The following is a 13,200-nucleotide window of genomic DNA, read 5'->3' on the forward strand; positions in this document are numbered from 1 at the left end:
ACCTATTTAATTGTTATGCATATCTTAATTTTATTCGCGAGCTTCTTCGCCATTAGCTTTTAAAATAGGCTTCATCATCCAATGTTTTTCAGACCACCCATAAAAAATAAGATGTGATGCTTTATCATCATAATTATAGTCATTTGGCGTATTTATTACGGTCATTAGCCCATTCCAAATTGGCATAAACAGCGTTTTGAAATATTGAGATTGGGTATCAATATAATTCTCTGCCCATAAGATAAATTGTTGCAGTTCTTCTTGTGATAAATAAGAAAGGTAAAAAACACATTGTCGCCATGCATAAGCCGCATTTTTTATTGTGATTAATGATGCGTGATAACCACGATAAGGAGCCTGTAAATAGCGATTGATGACTTGCAGGCATTGTTTACTCATATCAAGCAAGAATGGCTTTAATTTGTCAGCAAGACCAATACTATTAAAAATAGTACTAAGATTATGGGTTGTTAATATGTAGGACTGTTCAAGTATTCCCCCATTTATTGCAGGAGAATAAGAGCCAAATTTTTCATTTGTTCTATCTTCGCACCATTTTAAGATCACTCGGGATGTTGCATAAGGGTCTCCCCCTTGTGTATTTGCAGAGGATAAAGCCGTGAGCAACTCATGTTTTAATAGTAAATAATCAATTCTATAATATTGCGAATATAGGCTGTAAGGTAAAACGGAATCAGCATTTTTTACCAATATATTAGCGATTTTCTTACTAAACATTCCCATAAAAATGTCTGCAGCAAGCTCTTCACTCCATTTAATACTTGGATCTACTTGAGATGTCAGTGAGTTTAGTTCTTGTAATAAAGGATTAGGTAACTGCGTATGTGGAAAATAACGAAAGTTTAATAACAGAAACTCATTTAATACTTCCGTGAAGATAGTTTTGTTAGAAATTTGTTTTGTACGAAACTTATCAATAATCGCAACCCACGGGAGCTCTTCTAATTGTACTTGATGTTGTAAATCTAATAGTAATAAAGAGCGACGTTGTTTAAATGCTCGATAGTTTTTTTCGTAAAGATGGCGCAATGGGATATCTAACAAACTATTAGCACGTAAACTCGCTGTAATTTGAGGAATAATATTGCTGAGAGCTTCTGATGATGTGATTAACTTTTGCTCGATAAGTTGGCTTGCAGTGGTATTAAAACTACGCATTGTTTTATACGTAATTATACTTGGAATAGGATGATTTTTTGTTAAGTTAAATTGGTTTGCTTCACTTTCAGAAATAGCTTCTGTGGCAATTTCTTTATCATCAAAGCCATTATTAATATCTAAGCTATCAAGTCGGTTTAAAACGACTCGACTTAATGTGTAATGTAATGGTGCTTGCACATCATCTTGTTTTATTTTTTGTTTTTTATCACTTTTTTCTGAATTTGGCTCGCCATATTTCTCGATATGACGTTGCAATAAAACACGAATATGCTGTGCTTGATGAAGTTCTAACTCATTTTTCTCGAGCGATAATTGCTCAATAGCAATACGCAATTTTGCAAAGTCACCTTTATTTTTTATAGGTTTATTGCAAAGGAAATATTGTTTACGTAGTTGGAAATACTCAGCAAGAAGATCTTTTGCCGATTGTCTCCATAAAGGTGTAATTGTATAACTTGATGACTTATCAACAATCTCTGAAAGTAACGCTATCATTTTCACTTTAAAAGGATGCCAAATAGTCACGGCTTCTTTTTGAGCTAATACACGTTTATTGGGTTTTATTCTTTTAAGATCGTAAATTGTCATATCAAGCTCTTGCACTCTTACTGTGCTGCTAGAAATAACAGGCTGTTCGACAATATGAGGGTAAAATCTTAATACTGAAAACCAAGGTGAAACTATATCAAGCAAGTCTCTTGCGTAAGCTTGAGCTTTATTTCTGATCAACCATGCAACAGTGAGCAAAACGCTCTCTTCAGGAACGGTAATAAGATAGTTTTCATTATCTAAACATTTATTAAGAACATGCATTCCTTCATCAGTTAAATAGTAGCTATTTAACGCTAATCGCTGATTTTCAGGCGAGGTTTTTATTTGCAGTTTATCTAATAGGTGCTGCTCTTCAGGTGTTATTTCTCCACCCGCTAACCAATTACCTGTCGCGAATCCACCTTTTATAACTTCAAGCGTGATCCATGCTGGTGTATTTTCGAATGGTGTTCGGCTGCCATAATTGGCTTGTCCTTGCAGTATTTGGTGTAAGACGGCTTCCCATTGTTGAACTTTGTTGTTATTTATCTCGGGTTGGCTTAGCGTTTTAGCCAATTGCGATTGTGCGTAAGAAAGTCCAACAGGTAATAGGTTTTGTTTATCAGCCATGATATTCACCAAATAAAGAGAGGTATTCGAGATGGTTTTTGATTGCTTTGAAAGGAGACAAGCAATAGAAATTATGATTAATGAGGGATCCAGAAGCAGGAGTTGAACCTGCGCCCTTTCGGTCCGAAGCCAAATGCTCTGCCACTGAGCTATTCTGGAATACGTTGTGATTATAAGTGATAAACAAAAAATATCATCTAAATTGTCTTCACAATGATTAAAATAGTGAAAAATACGCACCTAAATAAAACAATATGATGATAGTATCTGTTGAATATATAACGGTTTTATAAAGGATTAAAAATGAAACCATTAGCACAATCAAATTTATCAGGGCTTTCGTTGCCATTTTATTTTTCTGATTGTAAAGGATCTGAAGTTGGAACATTAATGACAGATGGACATTTATTAACGTTTGTCTTAAGGGATATTTCATTTAGTGGACCTTCATTTAACTTACTTTCATTTCCTGAAATTAATAAAGAAGAAGTGATTGGATTATTTGATATAGATGAATTTGACACTGTACAAGGTGTTTTTAGTATTGAATATCCAATAACGATCGTGGAAGCAGGACTAGAGACCATTGCACCTATTATTTTGCAATTTGATTATACAAACGATAAAAATGATATCTCTTATTCATTTAATTATCATGATGTTAGCTATAAATCTGAGAGGTTATTTTCATTTGCTGAAAATGCGCTTATTGATTTACGGCAACGATTACCTGAACATTGCCAAATAAATTGTTGTTTATCTTGTAAATATTCAAGCTACCATCCTGTAGGTAATAATGATTTTGGTGATTTAGCTTGTTTTAAATCTGCCAAAAATGCGCTTTCATACGTTAAGGATAAATGTTCATTATTAGATGTATGGGATAATATATATCAAGAAAATCAACTTTCTCAGGTACAAGAAACGTTTATTTGTTCTGAGTTCATTCATTGTAGTGAAGAAGATTGGTTATATAAGTGCTATTAATCTTATATAAATATTGTTGTGAACTTTACTAGATTAAAATCTTATTAAAATAAATATCCTACCTTAACTTGAATTTAAGGAATGGATATTACCTCGGCATTACATTGTTCCCTATTATTTTTAGGGAAATAAAGATTTATGAAAAAACTTCTATTGAAGATAACATTTGTTTTCTTCAGTTGTTTTCTGACATCGGTTATTCATGCCGAAGAAAATGAAAATATCATTAAACTAAGTGTAACAGAGCCTAAAATTGATCGTTACGTAGAGGTTCTTAATATACCGGGTATTTTTGTTGCCAAAAATGAAATTTCTATTGGTTCACCATTACAACAACAGATGGTGACAGCGGTCTTTGTTGAAGAAGGACAATGGGTAGAAAAAAATCAGCTACTAGCAACATTAGAATCACCTCTTCAAACAGCCGCGGTAATGCAGTTAAAAGCAGAAACCGAAAAAGCCACGGCTTATATACAACAGCAAAAAGTGTTAGCAGAACAGGCACAAAAAGAATTAACTCGTTTAAGCGCTTTGGCTAATAAAGGGGTTATTTCAGCCAATGATTTTGAAAAAGCCAAATCAGAAACATTGGCTAAAAAAGCAGAATTAGAAGCCACTCGTGCAGAATTACGCCAATTAAATGCGCAACTAGCAAGGGAACAAAGCCAAGAAGATAAATCTAAAATTATTGCCCCAGTCGCTGGTGTTATTAGCGAACGTCATGCAATGAATGGCACTCTTTCTGACAATGCTTTGTTATTTAAAATTATTGAAAATAATGAAATAGAGTTTGAAGCTAATGCGCATTTATCTGAGCTATCACAAATTAATCATTCATCAGATGTAAAAGTCAAAGATTACACAAATAAAGAACTATCTGGTGCAATTCGCTTTATTTCTTCAAAAATAGAGACCTATTCCCAGTTAGGAAAAATTAGAGTTTCATTAACAGACAAACATAATCATCGTATTGGTGAAATGGGTGTCATGGTTTATACCCAACAGCCACAACAGAGAATGACACTTCCGTATAGTGCAATCAGAACCGAAGCTAATGGCATTCGGAATATCTTTATTGTTAATCATGATAGAAGAATTGAAATTCAACCTGTTGATATTGGTAGTGTTCATAATGGGCGAGTAGAAATATTAAGCCCATTATCTACTGATATTAAGGTTGTCGCTTATGCTCAAGCTTTTTTATCTCAAGGTGATCTTGTCCAATGAAGGATATTCAATGAAATTACAATTATCTTCATGGGCGATAACCAAACCAATTCCAACCATTGTTATCTTTTTGGTATTGACTATTGCGGGTATCTTTTCATTTATTCAATTACCTGTTACGGCGAATCCGGTTATTACTTTCCCTATTGTAACCGTCACAATTACACAAGATGGCTCTTCGCCCACTGAATTAGAAAATGCGGTAACAAAGCGTGTTGAACGAGCTGTTTCAGGTATTCCGGGTATTCGTCATATTACTTCTTCAATTAGTGAAGGTGCTTCTTCAACGGTTATTGAGTTTGACTTAAATATTGATGCTTATATAGCAACGAACGATGTCCGTGAACAAATTGTGCAAATTAGAGGTGAGCTACCTCAAACTATTGACGAGCCTTTAATTAGTCGTGTAGATGTCGAAGGTGGTGCCATTTTACGTTATATGGTCTCTTCCTCAACGATGTCACTGACCGATTTATCATGGTATGTCGATGATACTATTAGTAAACAACTCGTAATGGTTTCAGGTGTACAAAAAATAAGGCGCTTAGGTGATGTTGAGCGCGTTATTCGTGTCGAACCTGATGCACAAAAATTAGCGGCATTACAGCTCCCTATTACGACGATTAATGAACTTTTACGAGGTGTTCACCAAAATTCAGCGGGAGGAAGTACCAAATATAATACACTGCAACATACCATCCGTGTTTTAGGTGAAAAACAAAGTGTTGAGGAAATTAAAAATATTCTATTGCCTACTGATAATGGGCAATGGATCAAATTAGGTGAAGTCGCCAATATCTATGATGGGCAAAAATCAACTAAATCTATTTCTCAACTTAATGGCAATGATGGTGTTGGATTTGCGATATATAGAACAAAAGGTTCTAGTGATACGGTCGTTGCTGACAATGTCGAAAAAGTATTGGCACAACTAAGAGCAACTAACCCAGATATTAATATTGAGCTTATTTCATCAACAGTAAAATACACCGAATCGAGCTATCATTTAACGATTAAAACGTTAATTGAAGGGGCTTTCTTAACGGTTATTATCGTTTTATTTTTCTTAAAAAGCTGGAGAGCAACATTAATTGCCGCAATTGCACTCCCTTTGTCCATATTACCCACATTCCTTGTTTTGCTGCTTTTTGACTATAGTTTAAACAATATTACGTTATTAGCATTAACACTTGTTATAGGTATTTTAGTGGATGATGCTATTGTCGAAATTGAAAATATTCAAAAGTATATTGAACATGGTGAACGGCCCTATATTTCTGCATTAAAAGCATCTGATGCTATTGGGTTTGCGATAGTGGCTATTACCTTAACAATTGTGGCTGTATTTCTTCCTGTTAGTTTTATGGGCGGATTTGTCGGTAAATATTTTATTCCTTTTGGTATCACTGTATCTGCGGCGGTATTGTCTTCCTTGCTAGTTGCTCGCCTAGTAACTCCGCTAATGGCTGCTTATATTTTGCTGCCTCAGACAAAAAGCAAAGAACACAAAACACCTCGTTGGATTGGTAAATATACTTATTTTCTATCACTAACCTTAAAACACCGAAAACTCGCTTTATCCATTGCACTCAGTTTTTTAATTGGATCAATGGCAGCCATTCGTTTATTACCCGTCGGTTTTATGCCCGAAGGTGATATTAGTATTAGTCAAATTAGTGTTGAATTACCGCCCGGCTCTCCAGTTGAACAGACACAAAAAGAGATTAATCAGTTAACTCGTTTATTAAAAGAGAGAACGGAAATTAAGTCTGTTTATACTATTGCCGGCATTGCTGATGACTCTGATGGTATTGCTCAACATAAAGGCGAGATAATTCTCACCTTATCTGAGCCTAATGAGCGTGTTTTATCACAAAAAGAGTTTGAGCAAGAAGTGACAACGCTCTTTAATCAGCGCGCAGATATTAAGTTTTCATTTAGTAACAGCAGTGGTAATAAAGAGTTTTCACTCGTTTTTAGTGGGAATGATGCTGAAGAATTGGATAGAGAAATACAAAAATTAACCGATAAAATAGCAAAACTTCCAGGATTTAATAATATCCAAGTTGTTAAGCCATTACTGCGTAAAGAGCTTATTGTTACACCGAAGCTAGATAATTTAGGCCGTACTGGAATAAATGTTGAAGAGATTGCGAATACATTACGGATTGCCACAATGGGAGAGGCAAATTCTCGTAGTGCTAAATTTAATCTACCCGATAGACAGTTAGCTGTTCAGGTTATTTTACCTGAATATCAACAAGATAATATTGAGTTACTTAATAATCTCTATGTAAATAGCGCTGGGCAACAACCCGTTCCGATTAAAACAATGGCTAAAATAGACTCAGGAGATGGTCCTTCGCAAATTGAGCGAATTAACCGTCAAAGAAAAATAGCGATTGAAGGTAATCTGGATGGTATTAGTTTGGGTGAAGCAATCGAAGCTGTAATGGCACTACCTGAATATCAACAGTTACCGCATACCGTGTCACAAGTTGAATACGGTGACACAGAATATATGCACGATATGCTAATGCGTTTTGGTTCAACGATGATTTTTAGCATATTACTCGTTCTCGCTATATTAATTGTGTTGTTTAAAGATTTTATGCAACCAGTAACTATTTTGGTCGCATTACCCTTTTCTATTGGTGGCGCTATTATCGCTTTAGTCTTATATGGTGCGATGATTGATCTACCTGTGATTATTGGCATTCTTATGCTTATGGGGATTGTCACTAAAAACTCGATATTATTAGTTGAGTTTATTCTTGAAAAAGAGCGTGCTGGGTTAAGTCGTGAAAAAGCAATTTTAGAGGCAGGTCAAGAGCGTGTTAGACCGATTATTATGACCACGTTTGCAATGATTGCAGGAATGATCCCTCTTGTTTTAACGACTGGTGCGGATGCGGGTTTCAGAGGACCTATGGCTATCGCGGTTATTGGCGGGTTAATCAGTTCAACATTATTAAGCCTGTTATTTGTACCTGTTATTTACACCTTTATGGATGATTTTAAGCACAAATTATTACCGATATTAGCCAAATTAACGTCAGTGACACAAGAAGATAGAAATATTAAGCAGTGGTAGCCATGCCATTGTGACAAATTAAGAAATACGCCGCAGGAGATACTCCCTGTGGTGTATTTTTTTTGCTCTAGAAAAAATTATTCTGTTAGAAATAACACACTATAATTTAATAAAAATATACGATCAGAGCGTGTCATAACATGTTCTTAAGAGTATAGTAGTCAATCTTTCAGCTAGACTAGATATAACAATTTTTATTATGGAATCAGCGTTTTCTGCTCAAAATATTCGACATATCCTTGCTAATAACACACCTATTATTGATGTGCGTGCGCCTATTGAATTTAATCAAGGTTCAATCCCTAATGCGATTAATTTACCTTTAATGAATGATGAAGAGCGTGCTGCTGTGGGAACTTGTTATAAACAACAAGGCTCACAAAAAGCGGTTGATTTAGGGCATCAATTGGTTAGTGGTGAAATTCGTGATAACCGTATCGCAGCTTGGCGTGAAGCTTGTGAGCAATTTCCAAATGGTTATATTTGCTGTGCTCGTGGAGGAATGCGTTCTCATATCGTTCAGCAATGGCTTAAAGAGATCGGTATAGATTATCCATTAATTGAAGGTGGATATAAGGCGCTAAGACAGACTGTTATTGAAATGACCAATGAATTAGTTCAACGCCCTATTATCTTAATTGGTGGATGTACTGGTAATGGAAAAACGACTTTAGTGCGTTCATTACCAGAGGGTATTGATCTTGAAGGTATTGCGCACCATCGAGGTTCGTCTTTTGGTCGTACAGTAGAAGCGCAATTTCCTCAAGCGACATTTGAAAACCACCTTGGTGTTGAGATGTTGAAAAAATCACCGAAATATACACGATGGGTGCTTGAGGATGAAGGTCGTGCTATTGGAGCCAATGGATTACCTGAATGTTTGCGAGCAAAAATGCTTGATGCTTCAATAGTTGTTGTGGATGATCCCTTAGAGCGACGCATAGAACGTTTGAAAGCAGAGTATTTTGATCGTATGACGCACGATTATCTGGAAGCGTATGGCGAAGAGAAAGGTTGGCAAGCTTACAGTGATTATTTACATCATGGTTTATTTGCTATCCGCCGTCGCTTGGGCTCTCAAAGAGCAATGGAATTAACGCAGTTGCTAGATAATGCCTTAGAAATTCAGAAAAAAGAGTCTAATACAGAAGCGCATTTTTCTTGGTTAACCCCTTTACTTAAAGAATATTACGATCCTATGTATCGTTATCAATTAAGCAAAAAGGAAGATAAGATTATTTACCAAGGAAGTTATGAAGAAGTCATGCTGTGGTTTAAAAGCTAATAAATAGCTAAGATTTCCTGTATTAAATACAGCGCATACCAAAGAAAAGCCCCGTAAGTTTATATTATGGGGCTCTTTTTTGTTTACTTGAGCCAAATTTAGTTCGATATACCCAGATTCCTAAGATTATCACTAAACCAAAGAAGAAAGGCACCGCTAAAGAGAGTTCAAGGAAAATAAACCGATTAATGTTAATTCCCTGCCCCTTATTTGAGAGTTGTAAAGCTAAAGGCAAAGCACATAATCCAGATAGAAAGCCAATCCCAATTAAGCGATATAACTTAATACGGTTCTCTTTTTGTGTTGGCGCGTCTTGTTTGCGCTGGTATTGAATATATTTCCAACATAAATAAAGCAACCCTAATACAGAGCCTAAATGTTGTAATAATTTATAGATAGCAATCTCTTGGCTATCGGTCATTCCTTGTAGTAATTGTGCTTGTAGTACAGAAAAAAATCTGACGGCGGTTCCTGTTTCGTGAGTAAAAGAATCCCATACAATATGAGTTACCGCGCCAATATACAGGGATAAAACAAATAAGCTTAATGCTCGAATATTGGGTTTTATTGGCTCATATAAGGGGATCGGCGATACGCACTTTAATGGCTCCCGTAGTAAATAATTTAGAATAAAAACCAGTAAGCAAAAAGGAAATGCTGTATAAAACCAGCCCAATAAATCATGTGCCGTTGTCGCTGATTGATATAGGCCAAAAGAATAGAGTAAATCAGGTGAAGTACTTCCTACAATTAATGCAGGTAAACTAAGGCTTTTTCCTATTCGGGACTGCTTTATGGGGAAAACAATAGAAGGATGTGAAAAAGTCCACGGCATAGGAATATCTCTATAATATGAAGATGAATAACAAAAATTAGTATGAGTATATCAGTAGATTAGCTAGGCTTTATCTGATATCACAACGATTATTAAGATTAAATTAGCTCATTGTCATTAATACAAAAATGCCATTAATGGTGAGAACATTAATGGCGTTAGATGATGGGGTTATTGATTTTTACACACTATTTTTTTGCAGAGATATCAACAATTCGTTCTTCTTTAGGTATGTTGATAGTAACTTTTTGCTTAATATATTCAATTACTGCCGTAGCTGCGCTGGTATTAGGAATATCTTTAGCATTTCGACCCTGAGTGAAGGCTGTAAAACCATCTCCGCCTCTCGCTAAGAATGAATTAGCAATAATTGGATAGTAAGTATTATCTTCAACACGTTTTCCATTGATAGAAACTGAGACAACACGTTCGTTTACAGGTTTAGTACTGTCATATTTCATTTCAAAACCACTAGATGCCTGCAATACACCATTAGTTAAATTTGCAGAATGGTTCATTAAATCCCGTAAGTCTTTACCGCTCAATTCCATATAAGTTAAATCATCTGGGAATGGGAACATGCTAATAATATCCCCGATCGTAATATCTCCTTTATGGATCTCGTTACGAATACCGCCACTATTAACAAAAGCAACTTGTGCCCGATTATCTGTGACTAAAAAAGCATCAGTAATTAAATTACCAATTTCAGAAGACTCACCATAAGAACGCGTTAGTTCATTCTGAGTATTGCCAATTTTTTGTTGTGCTATTTCGTCTAATTTTTTAGTCCATGTTTCTATTTTTTTCTGCGTATCCGGATCAGGCTTGTGTTCATCAGCAAAGATATTAACTAGCTCACCTTTATAGTTATCAATTTTTTTAGTTTTGTCGTTTATATCTAACACCAATTTTCCAACGTTAATGCCATAAGCATCCGTAGAAACAATCAACGTGTCGTTTACTTTAATAGGTTCTGGAGTACCCACATGAGCATGGCCAGTAATTAAAATATCTAGCCCTTTTACTTGTTGTGCTAATTCAATATCTTTTTGTAGCATACGAGCGACATCTGCCGAGCCGAAACTGGATTGTCTTGCTGGAACACCTTCATGAACGAGTAATACGGTTATATCAACTTTTCCTTTCAGTTCATTAAGATATTTATTAAGGTATTCAACTTCATCTCTTGCCTCAACACCCTCTCGTTTATCTTTATTAACCGTGTCATAGAAAGCAAACTTACCATGCAATCCAATTACACCAAATTTCACGCCTTCTTTTTCTACTATAATATACGGTTTATCCCAGACAGCTTTGCCGTTATCTTCATAGAAAACATTACCTAAAAGCACAGGGAATGTTGCTTTTTTAAGTTGAGTCACCATGTTTTCGACACCATGGTCGAATTCATGATTACCCACGGAAGCTGCATCAAAAGACATCTCGTTCATGATATCGATGATGGCCTCACCTTGAGTTAAAGTACTTAAATAAGGTCCTGTAAAATAATCACCAGCATCAAGAAATAAAACGCCTGGATTATTTTTTTTAGCATCTTTAACAATGGTCGCAATATTTGCAAACCCACCGACTAATCTATCTTTACTAACATAAGGTGCTTTAAAAGGAACGGCATTCGCGTGTAAATCGTTAGTATGATAAATAGTAATTTCTTGAGCGAATACGGAAGAACTTCCTAATAAAGCGCCAATTAACAGAGGTAATATAAGAACGGGCTTATTCATAATAATATCCTGTAATAATAAAAATACTGAAATAACCTGGTTGATGTTCGGTATTTAGTTAATAATACCTGACTTGTTAAAAGTATGATAACTATCACAGTGCGTTAGCATTACGCGTAGTTGAATTATGTTATTATCATTTTGTGTTGGTTTTTTGTGATAAGAACTGATGAAAACAGTAAAGGAAATTAATGTTAATGTATGTAAAACAGAGGGTTGTGAGCATTTTTCTGAAGTTGTAGAAAATGCCTATGTGATCCCGTCTTTTAAATTAGGTTTTCCTGCCGTTTATTGCAATTGTTGTGGCGGTAGTAGCGTATTAATTAATAATGAAGATATAAAGGCATTATTAAATCCTTATATTGATTTTTTTAATTTAAATATTAATGAGCAATGCCCAAATTGTGATTCATCAGAAAAAATACTTTATGGCAAGACAGGAAAAGGAACAGTACGCTATCAATGTAAACAGTGTAATACGGTTTTTTCTCTTAAAAACAATATAGACTCAAAGTCTATTAATAATAAAATAATAGAACTTCTTATTTTACAATCGCAAACACCCACTTATATTATTAAGAATTTAAACATTACCCCTGCTCTGTTTTATAGAAAACTATCTGCTATTGAAAAGATAATAGAAATAAAAACAAGGCAATATGAAAAGTTATTAGATAAAAATAAAACTTATGATTTGCAAACAAACGTATTTACGTTGAGTTGCCGTAACAACACAACAAAAGGCTTTTCAAATGAGCTTTTTGGGATGGTAACCTGTTGCTCTAAAACAGGTTATGTTTTTCTTCCAAGTGTTAATTGGAGTGAAATATTAGTGAGCTCTGATAGTCAATATCATAACAACACTAAAAAAGAGACATTAGATAATACTCAAGGTGTATTACTCGATAATATTATTATGCGATATGAGCAAATAAATAGTAGAAAAAGTTTTGGTCAAATTCAATACACAGAAAAGATTTGCTCTGAGCATATTATTGAACCTGTTGTTTTATCACATTTTCACTTTCTTAAATTAAAGTTTATTCTACCAATAAGTATTAAACATCATTTTATTTATCATGATAGCTTTATCCGTGGTGGGTGTATGGTTGCCTACGGTAAAGAAATAAAACAAAAAACATCTAACCTTTATTATGTGGTTTCAAAGGGAACACGCCTAACATCAGATTTTAATTATAAAGGAAGTTATACACTGGGTTGGTGGAATAACAAATGGTATGAGTTTATATCTCAAGATAATCAAGAGTTATTCTATCTATGTAATTTGGGGTTAAATAAAACAGATGATGTTAGTTTTTATACTAAAATATCCCCTTCTCTTGATTACAGCCATCTATTTATTCAATCATTTAAAGAAAAATTTCCTGATGTATTTTTGAAAACCTTATCGCCTAGTACAGTAAAATTATTATTATCTATTTATAGTTTTTACTATAATTATTGTCTTAGTAATGAAAGTGGAACGCCAGCACAAAGAATGGAACTAATAAAAGAAAAGATAACGATAAAATCACTGTTTAATTAAAATAAAAATACCTTATCATTACCGTTTGATCTCGAAAAGTATAATCGGATATTTCCAAAATGGAAATTAGAGATTGCTTTTTTGTCATTAGGTTTCAGTTTCTTTGACGACTAGAATGCCTCTTCATCAGAATAA

8 protein-coding genes and 1 tRNA gene are annotated in these 13,200 nt (G+C 34.6%); 5 read left to right on the forward strand and 4 right to left on the reverse strand.

The features are described from left to right. Nucleotides 1–30: 30 nt before the first annotated feature. Both D7029_RS09075 and D7029_RS09080 read right to left on the reverse strand, forming a co-directional pair. Nucleotides 31–2,343, reverse strand: a complete 2,313-nt coding sequence (locus tag D7029_RS09075; protein ID WP_194952478.1) for a hypothetical protein — start codon at nucleotides 2,341–2,343, stop codon at nucleotides 31–33. 87 nt (nucleotides 2,344–2,430) lie between these two features. Then, a tRNA-Arg gene (locus tag D7029_RS09080) sits at nucleotides 2,431–2,502 on the reverse strand. 144 nt (nucleotides 2,503–2,646) lie between these two features. Between D7029_RS09080 and D7029_RS09085 the strand changes: the two genes are divergently transcribed. The 4 genes from D7029_RS09085 (at nucleotide 2,647) to mnmH (ending at nucleotide 8,936) form a co-directional block, all read left to right on the forward strand. Next, the gene (locus tag D7029_RS09085) at nucleotides 2,647–3,330 is read left to right on the forward strand and encodes a DUF6304 family protein (RefSeq protein ID WP_194952479.1); all 684 of its coding nucleotides are present in this window, start codon (nucleotides 2,647–2,649) and stop codon (nucleotides 3,328–3,330) included. A gap of 138 nt (nucleotides 3,331–3,468) precedes the next feature. Then, on the forward strand, nucleotides 3,469–4,557 hold the full coding sequence (locus tag D7029_RS09090; RefSeq protein ID WP_194952480.1) for an efflux RND transporter periplasmic adaptor subunit: 1,089 nt from the start codon (nucleotides 3,469–3,471) through the stop codon (nucleotides 4,555–4,557). Between the two features lie 10 nt (nucleotides 4,558–4,567). Beyond that, a complete protein-coding gene (locus tag D7029_RS09095; RefSeq protein WP_194952481.1) occupies nucleotides 4,568–7,651 on the forward strand; it encodes an efflux RND transporter permease subunit in 3,084 nt (1,027 codons plus the stop codon). Nucleotides 7,652–7,850: 199 nt separating this feature from the next. Continuing rightward, nucleotides 7,851–8,936, forward strand: a complete 1,086-nt coding sequence (gene mnmH, locus D7029_RS09100; protein ID WP_194952482.1) for a tRNA 2-selenouridine(34) synthase MnmH — start codon at nucleotides 7,851–7,853, stop codon at nucleotides 8,934–8,936. A 64-nt stretch (nucleotides 8,937–9,000) separates the two neighbouring features. Here the strand turns inward: mnmH and D7029_RS09105 are convergent, their stop codons facing one another. Both D7029_RS09105 and D7029_RS09110 read right to left on the reverse strand, forming a co-directional pair. Continuing rightward, on the reverse strand, nucleotides 9,001–9,771 hold the full coding sequence (locus D7029_RS09105; RefSeq protein WP_194952483.1) for a DUF4184 family protein: 771 nt from the start codon (nucleotides 9,769–9,771) through the stop codon (nucleotides 9,001–9,003). Between the two features lie 188 nt (nucleotides 9,772–9,959). Next, nucleotides 9,960–11,519 (reverse strand): bifunctional metallophosphatase/5'-nucleotidase, encoded by a 1,560-nt coding sequence (locus D7029_RS09110; protein WP_194952484.1) that lies wholly within the window; start codon nucleotides 11,517–11,519, stop codon nucleotides 9,960–9,962. 169 nt (nucleotides 11,520–11,688) lie between these two features. On the opposite strand from D7029_RS09110, the gene D7029_RS09115 reads away from it, so the two are divergent. Then, on the forward strand, nucleotides 11,689–13,065 hold the full coding sequence (locus D7029_RS09115; protein WP_194952485.1) for a hypothetical protein: 1,377 nt from the start codon (nucleotides 11,689–11,691) through the stop codon (nucleotides 13,063–13,065). The last annotated feature ends 135 nt before the right edge of the window (nucleotides 13,066–13,200 follow it).

It is taken from the genome of Proteus vulgaris (assembly GCF_016647575.1).
Taxonomy (GTDB): Bacteria; Pseudomonadota; Gammaproteobacteria; order Enterobacterales; family Enterobacteriaceae; genus Proteus; species Proteus mirabilis_B.